Here is a 14,237-nt window from a genome sequence, read left to right on the forward strand (position 1 = left end):
TTACAAAACTACAAAATATGCCTTATAACACCTGTTTGAAAAGTTCTTTGATTTCACTAAGCATCATAGCCGTTGCTCCCCAAACGGTATAACCCTTTAATTTAAAGGCAGGTACCTCAATATTTTCGGCATAGGAAGTTGTCAAAATCTGAGTGATCATTTTAGAATCATCCATAAAATCAAGCAAAGGCACCTCAACCAATTCTTCTACTTCATCATCCTGCTTTACAAATGCTTGTCTTTTATTGTATAAACCAATATAAGGCCGTACCTCAAAATTACTTGGCGGTATGTAAATTTCGCTTAAAGACTTGATTATCCGAACATCCTCGGGCCTTACACCCACTTCTTCATGAGTCTCCCGTAAAGCTGTGGCAAGTAAATCTTTATCCTTTTTTTCCGATTTCCCACCGGGAAATCCAATCTGATTGGAATGAACCCCGGGATAAGAATTTCGCAAAATGAGCAATAGATTTGTTAACTGCCTTTCATCAGGATAAAATAAAGCAACAACACCTGCCTTTTTGGGATTTGTGTTCTTCCTTTCTAAGGCCTTTAACTCCTCAATACGAATTTGCGGAGCCATTTTATAGTGCGAAGATGCCCCCGGAAGGGGTAGATTTTTTATTTTTGCTACCTGTAGTGCAAAATCAATATAGTTCATGTCGCATATAAAAATTACCTTCCTTGCAATAATACCACTATTTTTTTTTGGTTCATGCAAGCAATCACCCAGCCCTGACTCTAACTCTAAAGCAGAAAAATCGAAAGCAGTTAAAACAGATTCTGTTATAACCGATTCAATAACTGATATTAAAGAAAAGGAAACATTTGTACTCACCGAAGAAAATGCCATAGACTTCTTTTTTGATTACCAAAAAAATCTAAAAACAACAAAAGTAAAGCTGACTACCAGTTTGGGTAATTTCACAGTACAATTATATGATAATGTACCTTATCACAAGGCAAACTTTATTTACCTGACCAGAAAAGGGTATTTTGACAATACCATGTTCCACAGGGTTGTAAAAGATTTTATCATTCAGGGAGGTAATGCAGACAACGTGGAAACCGCCCGAAAGCGCAAAGAAATTGGCAGATACCTTCTACCCCCTGATACAAGAAAAGGTTATAAGCATCATAGAGGAACAATTTCAATGCCCAGTAGTGAAATAGATAATCCGCATATGCTAGCCTCTCCTTATGAATTTTTTATTGTTGTGACAAAACCGGGTTCCTACCATTTAGATGGTGATTTTACACCTTTTGGAAAAGTTATTAGTGGTATGGATGTGGTTGATAAAATAAACCAGCAACCAGTAGATAGTGGTGACTGGCCCATGCAAAATATCAACATTCTAAAGGCAGAAATTGTTGAGTGATTAATGAGTCTTATATATACCGGGAAGGGCAATTTTGTATTTTACTGCAACTAAACGAATACCAATAACAATTAGAATAGACGCCAAATAGACGTACTCATCATCTAAAGGTAACTTTCTGAGCAGGAAGTAGCTGAGACCGCCTAACACGCAAGCCGTAGCATATATCTCTTTGCGAAAAATAACCGGTATTTCATTGCATAATATATCTCTGATAACACCTCCAAAACTAGCTGTAATTGTACCCAAAATAATACACATAACAGGAAGCAGGTTGGCATTTAGACCCTTTTCTATTCCAACCATTGTATACAATCCAATACCTAAAGTATCAAAAAGAAATAATGATTTTCTTAAAAATCTAAGTTTTTCTCTAAAAATAATAGCCAGAATAACAGTCCCAATAATCGTAATTATGTATGTAGATTCAAGCATCCAGGCCACAGGAGTATTGCCTATTAGTAAATCTCTAAGAGTACCACCTCCTATAGCGGTGACGAAGGCAATAATAAATACCCCGAATAGGTCAAGGCGCTTATCCATAGCTACAAGTACACCAGATATAGCAAAGGCCACAGTGCCCAAAAGATCCATTAGAAAGTAAAACATAATTCCTTCTTTTTAGAAAACTCCTATTATAAGTGTTAAAACTATAAAAATAAACTTAGCCAAGACAGTTGGCTATAAAAGAATTGATTTTGTAAATATGACAATAATATTGTAAGATTACTTAAGCTTAAATCATTGGGCTTTAAGCGCAAAATAATGCCCATCATGTGCATACCACAGTAAGGGATCTTACAAATGATTTTGGGCGAGACTTGTTGAAAGAACAATATACTGAAAGTCATAAACGGTAAAAATTCTCTGTAATTCTAAAGGAATAAAGAGGATTTACGAAAATATTTCTCATTGGCATCCATACTTTCCCAAGTACCATTTAAGTGTAGATTGGAACTAACTATACAGTTTTACTTTTGAGCTGTTCTCACATATTATTAATTTGCTATCTTTAAAGGAAGTTGCATGGCGTTTTACAGTGCATCTATTCACTTTCTTCATGTACGTATGCCCCCTATGTATAAAACTTGTATTACAATGAAAACTCAATACACTCTGTGGATAAGCTTATTTATTCTTAGTTTTTTTAGCTTCATCAATTGTAAAAATAAGTCGAATCCTGAATTGGCATCTATTAATCTGCTCAGAGGTGAACTCATTTTATGTAGTTCAGAACAATTCGGGGAGGTGAGCTTTTCCCTATCCTGTAATTATGATACCCGGGAGACTTTTGATCTGGCAGTATCCTTATTACATTCCTTTGAATATGAAGAGGCTGAAAAAGCGTTTGTCCAGGTATTGGATGCAGATCCGGAATGTGCCATGGCCTATTGGGGAGTGGCCATGAGCATTGTCCATTCATTATGGTATCAGTCTGATAATAGTTACTTAGAAAAAGGATCAAAACTTCTGGATATTGCAAGTAAAATTCCAAAAGGGGAAAGAGAAAAGGATTATTTGGATGCTATAAGTATATATTATAAAGATTGGGATACGGTTGATCAAAATACAAGGGCATTATTGTATGAAAAGAAAATGGAAAAGCTTTATAACAAATACACCGACGACAATGAAGCGGCCGTTTTTTATGCTTTAGCTTTAAGAGCATCTGCAGATCGTAAGGATAGGAGCTACAAGAATCAAAAAAAATCAGGTAAGATTCTTGAAAAATTATTTATAGACCAACCCAACCATCCCGGAATAGCCCATTATATCATACATAATTATGATTACCCGGAATTGGCTCATTTAGCTTTAACTACGGCAAGAAGATATGCGGATATCGCACCGGCCTCTTCACACGCTCAGCATATGCCTTCCCATATCTTTACACGTTTGGGATTATGGGATGAATCTATACAATCAAATGTAAGTTCGGCGTCTTCTGCGCGATGTTATGCCGAGGCAAGTGGAATGGATGGTCACTGGTCTAACGAGCTTCATGCCATGGGTTATTTGGTATATGCTTATTTACAAAAAGGCGATAATGTAAAAGCAAATGAACAATACCAATACATGAAAACAATTTACGATGTGTACCCTTCAAATATTGCTGCTATTGCGTATCCCTTTGCTGCTGTACCTGCAAGAATTGCCCTGGAAAACGGACAATGGGATGTCGCGGCTAATCTTGAATTTCATGAATCGGAGGTGAAATGGGATCAATTTCCATGGCAAAGTTCTTTACTTCATTTTACAAGAGCTATCGGTTCTCTACATCTAAAAAACTTCAGTGCTGCCAGAGAAGAATTGGAAATCCTTAGCGCATTAAGGCAACAAATAATGGATAGTGGAAATGAGGCTAATGCAAACCAAGTATTAATCCAAATGAAAATAGTACAAGGCTGGTTACATTTTTATAGTGAACAACAAGATTCGGGTATCACACTATTAAAAGAGGCTGTAGAAATGGAAGATATCATAGGAGTGCATGGTATTACACCTGGTAAATTGATACCGGCCCGAGAATTTTTGGCAGAAATGTTACTGGCCATGAACAAACCACAAGAAGCTTTGGAAGTGTATGAGAAAAATCTAAGTGTGAATCCTAATCGCTTCAACGGAACCTATGGGGCAGCGGTGGCAGCAAAACGATTTGGTGATCAGGAAAAAGCATCCAAGTATTTTGAAGATCTTTTAAAACTGGCGGAATCATCCCGAAGCGATAGACCTGAAGTGGAGGAAGCAGCAACATTTATTCAACAACATATCGGGTAAAATCCCGACAATATGATTACAAAATACAATCAACAACTATTAAGAATATTATTATGAAAATAAAATCCGGCCTTATCATTATCGCAATTGGTCTGCTCGCACTAGTATATTTTTTGCCAGGTCAAGAAAGTGGCCAAAACCTGGACAATTCACAAAAGGCCTCCTTTTACGCTATCAAATGTACCGTCGCTAAATATTTGTTAAGCGGTGTGGACACTACACAACAGATTTCGCCTTTATTTGAAAACCTTGGAAATCTTAGTTTTCCTATTACTACATCCAAAGAAATGGCGCAAACTTTTTTTAATCAGGGTTTAAGACTAACCTATGCCTTTAATCATGCAGAAGCACACCGCTCCTTTATGGAAGCGTCCAGGCTGGATCCGAATTCGGCTATGACCTACTGGGGACAAGCCTATGCACTGGGGCCTAACATAAATGATCAATTGCCTCCGGACGAGCGCAAAGAGAAATATAATGAGGCACTCGCAAAAGCTAAAAAAATGGCTTCTGCGGCAAGTCCGAAAGAACAGGCTTTAATTAATGCACTTACATCCAGATACAGTACAGACCTTACTACAGATGTGTCAGAATTGAATATGGCATATATGAATGCCATGACCGAAGTAGTAAAGCAATTTCCGGAAGACTCAAATGTTCAAACTTTATATGCTGCTTCAGTAATGAATACGGTACCCTGGAATTATTGGGATAAAGATGGTAATCCATCGCCAAATATTGCCGAAGCAAAGGCCGCATTGGAAAAGGCTATGGAAATTAATCCTGATAATCCGGGAGCACATCACTATTATATTCATATGGTAGAATTACCAACACCAGACCTAGCGGTACCCAGTGCTGATAGATTGGCTTCTCTGATGCCTGCAGCAGGCCATATTGTTCATATGCCCTCTCATATTTATATAAGAGTTGGCCGCTATCTTGATGCTGTTAAAATTAATCAGGCCGCTATTTTGGCGGATGAGGATTATATTTCTCAGTGTTATTCCCAGGGACTTTATCCCTTGGGTTATTACCCGCATAATATCCATTTCCTATGGTCTGCCGCAAGTTTATTGGGCGCCAGCGAGATAGCTATTGATGCAGCGAAGAAAACGGCTGAAAAAGTACCCACCGGGGAATTAATAACACTTCCTTTTTTACAGGATTTTGCATCTACGCCAATGTTGGCCTATGTTCGTTTTGGAAAATGGAATGAGATATTGACTATACCAGCTCCAAATCCGGAGATTAAGCATGTAAATCTCATGAGGCATTATGCAAGAGGAATTGCCTTTGTCCGAAAAAATAACGCAAAAGAAGCTCTGGAAGAACTGGATGCTATAGCAATACTTAAAGGAGATCCGGATCTGGAAAACCTTGTGGCTACAGCCAATAATAACTCCGCTTCCATAGCGCGTTTAGCATATGAGGTAGTTGCCGGAGAATTGGCATCACTAAATGGCAACCTACCAAAAGCAATTGAACATTTACAAAATGCAGTATCCCTGGAAGATAAATTAGTCTATACCGAGCCTGCTGCATGGCATGTACCAACACGCCAAAACCTGGGCGCCATTTTACTAAAAGCCAAAAAATACAATGAGGCTGAAATTATTTACAAAGAGGACCTGGAAGTCTTAAGGCAAAACGGATGGTCGCTTATGGGCTTGTATAAAAGTCTGTTAGCTCAGGGCAAAATGGATGAGGCAACACTAATTAAAGCCGAATATGACAAAGCATGGGAAAATGCTGATATTGAAATAGATACTTCGGTACTCTGAAAACAGCAGAAGTAGAAGTCCATTAGATTAAGTTCATAAAAACGCATCATTGCAGATGGAATTTTTTAAAAATCCGCATTTAAGGAAAGGAATAATTATATTTCTAGTACTAACATCCTTGTTGATTTTTTTTTCCTATTTGTTGAAGGAAGAACAACCGGCAGTTTATAATCCTTCAGATTTAAATCCTGCATTAGTAGACCAGAGTCTTCAAGGTGTGAAAACTGACCATATTGTTGGTCCATTTAGCCTTATCAATCAAAACGGGGATACAATAACAGAGATGGATTATGAAGGCAAAATCTATGTAGCCGATTTCTTCTTTACACGCTGTCTCACTGTATGTCCTGTAATGACGAATAATATGGAGAAATTACAAATTGAATTTTTGAATGATAAGGATGTTAAATTGTTATCGCTTTCCGTTACTCCGGAAATGGACAGTGTGCCGGTTCTATATGATTATGCCTCTAAAAATGGTGCTGTTGATGCTAAATGGAATATTACTACAGGCAAAAAAAAGCATATTTATGAACTAGCGCGTAAAAGTTATTTCGCAGTAGTTGATCAAGGCGATGGAGGTTTACAGGACTTTATCCATACTCCAAATTTTGTACTTGTCGATAAAAAGAAGCAAATAAGAGGTATCTATGACGGTACTAAAGATGACGAGATAAAACGTTTAATTAAGGACATCAGAATCTTGAAGAATTAATGGGCATTTTTGGTAAATTGTAATATGTCCTAGTGAAATCATTAAAATTAAGTGCATTACAAGGGTATTAAGCTTAATACAAACAATATGAAAAAAATATTATATCTATGCCTTATAGGATTAAATGCCTTTATCTTGCTACAATGTAAGACCGAAAAAAAAGAGATTTCTGTTAAGGAACCAGAAGAAAATAAGGTATCCTCGATATTTGAAGAGGGCGAGATTGAGGCATACGAAGAAAGTCTCTGGTCCATAGTACCTAAAGCAACCAAAATTGAAGTAATCGCGGAAGGACATGACTGGACTGAAGGGCCACTATGGTTACCCGAACAGGAAATGCTCTTGTACTCAGATATACCCAGAAATGCAATCTATAGTTGGAAAGAAGGGGAAGAAGCAAAATTGTATCTTCAACCTTCAGGCTTTATAGGTGAAAAATTTGAAGGGTCAGAACCCGGGGCTAACGGATTACTGCTAAATAAGGAAGGTGAGTTGGTACTATGCCAGCATGGGGATAGGCAGATTGCAGTAATGCAAAGTTCGGTTTTGGAACCAACGGCCAATTATAAATCACTCGCAAGCACTTTTGAGGGAAAAAAATTCAATAGCCCTAATGACGGAGTAATCAAAAGTAATGGAGATATTTATTTTACTGACCCACCTTATGGCTTGCCTCAAAGAATGGATGATCCTAATAAAGAAATCCCCTTTCAGGGGGTATACAGGGTTGATTCGGATGGAGAAATAAAGCTCTTAACCCAGGAATTTACAAGACCTAACGGTATTGCATTCTCACCCGATGAGAAGAAACTTTATATAGCGAATTCTGATCCCGAACTTGCAATATGGAAAGTATTTGATGTCCTGGAAGATGGTTCTATTAGCAATGGTAAGCTATTTTATGATGTTACAAAGCTAGTCCCCAAAGAAAAAGGCCTGCCAGACGGCTTAAAAGTGGATAATATGGGAAACATATTTGCAACAGGGCCCGGAGGGGTTTTTATATTCTCACCCGAAGGAAATGTATTGGGTAAAATTAAAACGGGGCAAGCCACATCAAACTGTGCCTTCAAGGCGGACAAATCTTCATTATATATAACGGCCGATAGTTATGTACTTCGAGTGCGATTAAGTCTATAATAAGTTAATGACTTAACTTCTTTTTGATTTCTTCAAACCCGGATGGAATAATATAGATTCTTAATTTTTACTATAAATCTCTCATTATTTCTTTGGCTTCATTAAACTCCTGCATCATATCTGATAAAATTTTTGCCGCGGGCTTAATATCATGAATTAGTGCAGAAACCTGACCTATTTCCAACTCTCCCTCTTCCAGATCACCTTCAAACATGCCTCGTTTAGCTCTGGCCCTACCTAGTAAATCTTTTAACTCCTCTACTCCATAACCCTGCTCATAGGCAGCCTGAACATCATTGTAAAATTTATTTTTAAGGAGTCTTACCGGAGCAAGTTCCTTAAGTGTCAAGTGGGTATCCCCTTCTCCTGCCTCAACAACTTTCTCCTTAAACAACGGGTGAGAAGATGCCTCCTCGCTCGCCACAAATCTGCTTCCTACCTGTACACCGTCTGCCCCTAAAATCATAACAGCAAGCATGGCACTTCCGGTAGCAATTCCTCCCGCGGAGATAAGAGGAATATCAATTTTTTCGCGGACAGCTGGGATTAGAGTTAGTGTAGTTGTTTCATCCCTTCCATTGTGCCCCCCTGCTTCAAAACCTTCGGCAACCACCGCATCAACTCCTGCTTCCTGAGCTTTCAAAGCAAACCTGACACTACTTACCACATGCACCACAGTTATACCATTTTCTTTTAAATAATTGGTCCAAGTCTTGGGATTCCCAGCTGAGGTAAATACAATCTTAACATTCAATTTTACAATAATTTCCATCAGCTTATCGATGTCCGGATAAAGCATAGGTACATTAACGCCAAAAGGTTTTTCCGTTGCCTGCTGGCACTTTTGAATATGTTCCCTGAGAACTTCCGGATACATGCTCCCTGCACCTATAAGGCCAAGTCCTCCCGCATTGGATACTGCTGAGGCAAGCCGCCAGCCGCTCGCCCAAATCATACCCGCCTGGATAATTGGATACTCAATTCCGAAAAGTGTGGTTATTCTATTTTGCATAAAAATTAAGAAATTACTCCGGAACCTATAAGCTCATTTTCAATATACCAGGCTGCGAATTGTCCTTCGGTTATGGCCGATTGCTTTTCTTCGAAATCAACATAAAGTCCGGCATCAACCTTGTATAATTTGGCTTTTTGGAGTGGTTGCCTATATCGTATCCTGGCCCGGACATCCATAGAATCATCTACCTTAAGACTTAGGTCGGGTCTAATCCAATGTAATTCATCATTCTTTATAAATAATGTTCGTCTGAAAAGCCCGGGGTGGGTTTTCCCCTGTCCCGTAAAAATAATATTTTCCGATACATCAGTTTCTATGACGAATAAAGGCTCAGGGGTACCTCCTACATCAAGACCTTTTCTCTGTCCTTTGGTAAAGTAATGAGCACCCTGATGCTGGCCTACCACTTTGCCATCGGAAATTTCATAAACCGGTTTTTGAGCATAAAAGGCCAATTCCTCAAATTTATTCTTAAATACCGGAACTGTTCGAAGGTATTGGGGCACATCATTCGGTACTTCCACTATGGGCCCGTTTTTTGGCTTTAACTTTTGCTGTAAAAAATCGGGTAAGCGTACTTTTCCAATAAAGCAAAGTCCCTGGGAATCTTTTTTATCGGCAGTAATTAAATCATTATCAAAAGCGATCTTCCTTACCTGTGGTTTTGTCAACTCCCCAATTGGGAAAAGTGTTTTCGACAACTGGTCCTGGGACAGCTGACATAAAAAGTAGGATTGATCTTTGTTATCATCTACCCCTGACAATAGCCTGTAAGTAGCAGACCCATCGGAATTCAAAATTTCCCCTTTTCTACAATAGTGTCCTGTAGCTACATAATCTGCACCCAATTGAATAGCAATCTTTAGGAAAACATCAAACTTAATTTCCCGGTTGCACAATACATCAGGATTGGGGGTTCTTCCTTTTTCGTACTCCCGAAACATATAATCTACAATACGTTCCTTGTATTCTTTGCTCAAATCTACCGTTTGAAAAGGTATTCCCAACTTTTCAGCAACTATCAATGCATCATTACTATCTTCCAACCATGGACATTCTTTGGAAATGGTCACAGAATCGTCATGCCAGTTTTTCATAAAAAGGCCGATTACTTCATATCCCTGATCTTGCAACAGATATGCTGCTACACTAGAGTCTACCCCTCCTGAAAGTCCTACAACTACTTTTTTCATACCTACCAAAGAGCAGCAAAAATACAAAATTTGATTAGTATTCGGGCTAAGTCGAAAAGACTAAACACTAAAGGATAACACGAAGGCGTTGCTGTAACAATTTTAAGTCCAATGTTTATGAATATTTTCAAAATTCAACAAATCATAAATATTTAGCAATTACCCCGGAAGGCTCCACCATCATCTTAGCAATGGCAATCCTTGCTCTCAGGATATTTCAGATGAAGCAACAACCAACACCCTGGAAAGTGACAATAATACATTTTCATTATCATCTGGTCTAATTACAATTAGCAATGATTCTGGCAATTCGGAAATCATATGAGCAAACTTCGGAATAAAGGCCGTAAATAGAGTTATTCATCTTAGTAAAGCGGTAATGATCCCCGATACAACAAAATGTATCCCTATATATTACTAAAATTAAAAGGTTGGAACTACCCTAAAAGTGGTAGTTTTTTATGCGCAAAGATGAGGGCTACTATAGTAATTTATAAATATATTGTTAACTTTTAAATTTTTTTAATTAAACATGAGCAACCATTTAGCTACTTTAACATCCTTAATTTAATTTAATCAAATTAGGCTTCTTTAACCTTATTATTCTCTATTAAGCTTGAATTGTTCGAATGTTAAACATATTATAAATATATTTTTTTGTTTAATTATTATTATACTTTTGTTAAACAATTATAAATTTTAAATCTAATCTTAATTATTAAAAAATGAAAACAAATCCCAATTTTATTAAAACAATTCTGACTGCATTTGTTTTAATGCTATCACTATCATGTTCTGACGACGACAATGGTGCCCCAGTGGTACCTGATCCAGAACCACAAGAACAAAATATTGTTGAAATCGCCCTGGCAACTCCTGATCTTAGTATACTAGTTTCCGCACTTTCGGCAGCAGACGGGGATCTAGTAGCTTTACTTGGCACAGCCGGTCCTTTTACTGTTTTAGCGCCTACTAATGCCGCTTTTACCGCTTTCTTAGCTTCGAATGGCTTTGCTTCCCTTGATGACGTACCTACAGATGTACTATCTCAAATTCTATTAAATCATGTTATTTCCGCGGATTTAACATCCGGTGACTTAGTAGCAGCCGGTGCCGGTTATGCCAGTACAAATGCTTCTGGAGTTGATGATAATTTAATAAGTATCTACTTCAACACATCGAACGGAGTCCGTTTCAATAATGAAGCGGCTGTTTCAACACCCGATATAGACGCTTCTAACGGAACAATACATATAGTAGATGCTGTTATCCCAATCCCTTCTATTCTTACTCACGCTGCTGCCAACGCAGACTTTAGTAGTCTTGTAGTTGCTTTAGGCGCAGCAGATGGAGATTTAATCAATGTTTTAGCCGGTGATGGTCCTTTTACAGTTCTTGCACCAGACGACGCTGCATTTACTACTTTTCTTGATGGTGCAGATTTAGGTGGTGTGAATACTGCTGTACTTTCTCAGATCTTACTTAATCATGTGATTGGTGATGCTATTACATCTTCCGACTTGGTTACTGGAGGTGCCGGTTATGCGAACACTAGTGCATCAGGACCGGGAATGAATGCTCTAAGTATATATTTCAATACCTCAGATGGTGTTGTATTTAATGGAATTTCATCAGTGACTACTGCGGATGTCGTGGGATCAAACGGAATTATACATGCGGTTGATACTGTTATAGATATCCCTACAGTAGTAACTTTTGCCGCTGCAGATCCAAATTTCTCCACTTTAGTGGACGCGTTAACCACGTTAACACCGGGAACAGATTTTGTGAGCATATTATCCAGAACAGAAGGAAGTAATGCAGATGGTATCAATCCTGATTACACTGTTTTTGCACCAACCAATGATGCATTCGCAGCCCTTCCAGAAATACCTATGGAAGCCCCGTTAACTCAGATCCTTCTATATCATGTAGTAGGTGAGGCCAATATTACATCAGGCGACTTAAATAATCCTGGAGATACGGTTACAGGAACTCTTGAAGGTGACAATATTACCATCACATTGCCAGGAACTGATACAAATATTGCAGATATTACTGATGCTGCAGGCAATACCGGAATTGGTATTATAGCTGTTGATGTTCAGGCTGGTAACGGAGTAATCCATGTTGTAAACGAAGTTCTTCTTCCGAATTTGTAAAATTAATTCCCCCAAAGACGTTTCTTTGGACGACTAATTGAATTAGTTGATAGCTAAGACTCCCTTGAAATTCAAGGGAGTTTTTTTTGTATCATTTTTTAAATAATTATATTTTGTTAATCTTTTATTAATTATTCTTAAACAAAAGCAACCATATTAAAATTTTTATATCTTGTGCTTGAACACTAAGATTGTTAACTTTTATTGCCTTTATAAGGCTATACACTAAAGAAATATTAAAAAACAATTTAAATTATATATTATCTTTTTGTTTAACTATTAATAAATATTATTTAAACTAATTGTTAACTCGAAAACACCCTTGTGATGAAAAAAATTACGTCTTTCAAACGCATTCTAATGTTTGCAATTTTATCCTTGTTCGTATTGTCATGCGATAAAAATGATGATGAAACCACAGCCCTACTGGCACCAGAAAAAAATTTAGTTGAAACTGCCCAGGAAACTGATGCGCTTAGCAGTTTAGTAGCAGCGCTTACTAAAGCTGATGAAAATGAAGGTACTAACCTTGTAACTGCTTTAAGCAGTGAGGGGCCCTTTACCGTATTTGCACCAACCAATGATGCATTTAAAGAATTACTTAGTGGCCTAGAAAACTATGATTCTCTTGAAGATTTTGATTCAGATGAAGAAAAAGAACTTCTTGCAGGTATACTTTCCTACCATGTCTATGCAGGTGGAGCAATACCTTCTTCCGGTCTACAAGAAGGCCAGACCATAACTACTTTACAAGGAGAAGAACTGGTAGTTAATTTAGAGAATGGTGTCTTTATTAAGGATGCCACAGAAGCAGATGCACGGGTCGTAATACCGAATATTGAGGTTAGTAACGGAATTGTACATGTAGTCGATAAAGTCTTAGTCCCACAGGCTACTCTTGATGATCTGAATGCAGTTGATTATGATGACGACTCTCTGGTAAACCTGGTTGTTGAAACTGAAAGTCTTTCCATTTTGGAAGCAGCGGTAATCAAAGCAGAGCTTGTTGAAACTTTAAATAGCGAAGGCCCATTTACTGTTTTTGCCCCAAATGATGATGCCTTTATTGCCCTTTTAGATATACTTGGTGATGATTACAACGGACTAGATGATTTTGATACTGAGGCAGAATTGATGCTACTTAAAGACATATTGCTTTACCATGTAATTGCTGCAGAAGTTTTAGCCGCAGATCTTTCTGCAGGAAATGTTCCTACAGCTTTAGCTGAAAATAGTCTGGAAATTATAGCTTCAGGTGATACATTTGTTATCGGAGATGCTTCTGACACAAATTCCAATATTCTAGCAACGGATTTTGAGGCGTCCAATGGTGTGGCTCATATCATAGACAAAGTGCTTTTACCTCAGTCTGCGATTGATTTTGTTACTTCATTAAGCCTTAAATCTATTGTAGAGATAGCTGTTGAAACAGACGATCTTAGCTTATTGGTTGAGGCACTTCAACAAGCGAATGCCGGATTGGTAGAACTATTAGGAACCGAAGGTCCGTTCACGGTCTTTGCTCCTGATAACCATGCATTTACTGCATTGCTTGATGCCCTGGGTGATGACTATCACAGTCTCTCTGACTTTGACACTGAAGACGAAAAAGCTTTATTGGTAGACATCCTTACCTATCATGTGGTATCGGGAACGGCGGCTTTCTCCGGCGATTTATCTAGTGGGCAGCAAATCCCAACCGCTCAGGGAGAAAGTGTAGGCATAAACATAACTAATGGAACCGTACACGTTGAGGACGCAACCGATACCAATGCCTCTGTTGTAATCCCTGATGTTGAGGCAAGCAATGGTGTTGTACACGTTATCAACAAAGTTCTTTTGCCACAGTCGGCTTTAGATTTTATTACTTCATCAAGCCTTAAAACTATTGTAGAGATAGCAGTTGAAACAGATGATCTTAGCTTATTGGTTGAAGCACTTATACAAGCGGATGCCGGGTTGGTAGAACTATTGGGAGGCGAAGGACCATTTACCGTTTTTGCTCCTGACAACCATGCGTTTGTTGCATTGCTTGATGCTCTCGGTGATGACTATCACAGTCTCTCTG

General features: G+C 38.2%; 11 protein-coding genes. 7 read left to right on the forward strand and 4 right to left on the reverse strand.

Going from position 1 to position 14,237, the window contains the following annotated elements; translation table 11 throughout:
- Positions 1–22 precede the first annotated feature (22 nt).
- Positions 23–664: a CoA pyrophosphatase gene (locus Q0X66_RS13075; RefSeq protein ID WP_297707086.1), complete on the reverse strand. Its 642-nt coding sequence runs from the start codon at positions 662–664 to the stop codon at positions 23–25.
- On the opposite strand from Q0X66_RS13075, the gene Q0X66_RS13080 reads away from it, so the two are divergent.
- The gene (locus tag Q0X66_RS13080; RefSeq protein ID WP_297707087.1) at positions 663–1,382 is read left to right on the forward strand and encodes a peptidylprolyl isomerase; all 720 of its coding nucleotides are present in this window, start codon (positions 663–665) and stop codon (positions 1,380–1,382) included. The two genes, Q0X66_RS13075 and Q0X66_RS13080, sit on opposite strands and share 2 nt — an antisense overlap.
- Here the strand turns inward: Q0X66_RS13080 and Q0X66_RS13085 are convergent, their stop codons facing one another.
- Positions 1,383–1,991: a trimeric intracellular cation channel family protein gene (locus Q0X66_RS13085; RefSeq protein WP_297707089.1), complete on the reverse strand. Its 609-nt coding sequence runs from the start codon at positions 1,989–1,991 to the stop codon at positions 1,383–1,385.
- A gap of 489 nt (positions 1,992–2,480) precedes the next feature.
- On the opposite strand from Q0X66_RS13085, the gene Q0X66_RS13090 reads away from it, so the two are divergent.
- The 4 genes from Q0X66_RS13090 (at position 2,481) to Q0X66_RS13105 (ending at position 7,799) form a co-directional block, all read left to right on the forward strand.
- A complete protein-coding gene (locus Q0X66_RS13090; protein ID WP_297707090.1) occupies positions 2,481–4,160 on the forward strand; it encodes a tetratricopeptide repeat protein in 1,680 nt (559 codons plus the stop codon).
- 53 nt (positions 4,161–4,213) lie between these two features.
- Positions 4,214–5,944, forward strand: coding sequence for a hypothetical protein (locus tag Q0X66_RS13095; RefSeq protein WP_297707092.1), 1,731 nt, complete (start codon positions 4,214–4,216; stop codon positions 5,942–5,944).
- Between the two features lie 55 nt (positions 5,945–5,999).
- The gene (locus Q0X66_RS13100; RefSeq protein WP_297707094.1) at positions 6,000–6,659 is read left to right on the forward strand and encodes an SCO family protein; all 660 of its coding nucleotides are present in this window, start codon (positions 6,000–6,002) and stop codon (positions 6,657–6,659) included.
- 87 nt (positions 6,660–6,746) lie between these two features.
- Positions 6,747–7,799, forward strand: coding sequence for an SMP-30/gluconolactonase/LRE family protein (locus Q0X66_RS13105; protein ID WP_297707096.1), 1,053 nt, complete (start codon positions 6,747–6,749; stop codon positions 7,797–7,799).
- A 70-nt stretch (positions 7,800–7,869) separates the two neighbouring features.
- On the opposite strand, the gene Q0X66_RS13110 is transcribed toward Q0X66_RS13105, so the two are convergent.
- On the reverse strand, positions 7,870–8,811 hold the full coding sequence (locus Q0X66_RS13110; RefSeq protein ID WP_297707098.1) for a nitronate monooxygenase: 942 nt from the start codon (positions 8,809–8,811) through the stop codon (positions 7,870–7,872).
- Between the two features lie 5 nt (positions 8,812–8,816).
- The gene (gene mnmA / locus Q0X66_RS13115) at positions 8,817–10,007 is read right to left on the reverse strand and encodes a tRNA 2-thiouridine(34) synthase MnmA (protein WP_297707100.1); all 1,191 of its coding nucleotides are present in this window, start codon (positions 10,005–10,007) and stop codon (positions 8,817–8,819) included.
- 725 nt (positions 10,008–10,732) lie between these two features.
- Between mnmA and Q0X66_RS13120 the strand changes: the two genes are divergently transcribed.
- Both Q0X66_RS13120 and Q0X66_RS13125 read left to right on the forward strand, forming a co-directional pair.
- Positions 10,733–12,169: a fasciclin domain-containing protein gene (locus tag Q0X66_RS13120; RefSeq protein ID WP_297707101.1), complete on the forward strand. Its 1,437-nt coding sequence runs from the start codon at positions 10,733–10,735 to the stop codon at positions 12,167–12,169.
- A gap of 327 nt (positions 12,170–12,496) precedes the next feature.
- Positions 12,497–14,237 (forward strand): fasciclin domain-containing protein (locus Q0X66_RS13125; RefSeq protein ID WP_297707103.1); only part of this gene is annotated, 1,741 nt, incomplete at its 3' end.

The sequence above is a fragment of the uncultured Eudoraea sp. genome, assembly GCF_947260015.1.
GTDB lineage: Bacteria > Bacteroidota > Bacteroidia > Flavobacteriales > Flavobacteriaceae > Eudoraea.

Coding starts and splice junctions, on each gene's coding strand:
- Q0X66_RS13080 (WP_297707087.1), top strand. CDS start 663: ATGTCGCATATAAAAATTACCTTCCTTGCAATAATACCACTATTTTTT.
- Q0X66_RS13075 (WP_297707086.1), bottom strand. CDS start 664: ATGAACTATATTGATTTTGCACTACAGGTAGCAAAAATAAAAAATCTA.
- Q0X66_RS13085 (WP_297707089.1), bottom strand. CDS start 1,991: ATGTTTTACTTTCTAATGGATCTTTTGGGCACTGTGGCCTTTGCTATA.
- Q0X66_RS13090 (WP_297707090.1), top strand. CDS start 2,481: ATGAAAACTCAATACACTCTGTGGATAAGCTTATTTATTCTTAGTTTT.
- Q0X66_RS13095 (WP_297707092.1), top strand. CDS start 4,214: ATGAAAATAAAATCCGGCCTTATCATTATCGCAATTGGTCTGCTCGCA.
- Q0X66_RS13100 (WP_297707094.1), top strand. CDS start 6,000: ATGGAATTTTTTAAAAATCCGCATTTAAGGAAAGGAATAATTATATTT.
- Q0X66_RS13105 (WP_297707096.1), top strand. CDS start 6,747: ATGAAAAAAATATTATATCTATGCCTTATAGGATTAAATGCCTTTATC.
- Q0X66_RS13110 (WP_297707098.1), bottom strand. CDS start 8,811: ATGCAAAATAGAATAACCACACTTTTCGGAATTGAGTATCCAATTATC.
- mnmA (WP_297707100.1), bottom strand. CDS start 10,007: ATGAAAAAAGTAGTTGTAGGACTTTCAGGAGGGGTAGACTCTAGTGTA.
- Q0X66_RS13120 (WP_297707101.1), top strand. CDS start 10,733: ATGAAAACAAATCCCAATTTTATTAAAACAATTCTGACTGCATTTGTT.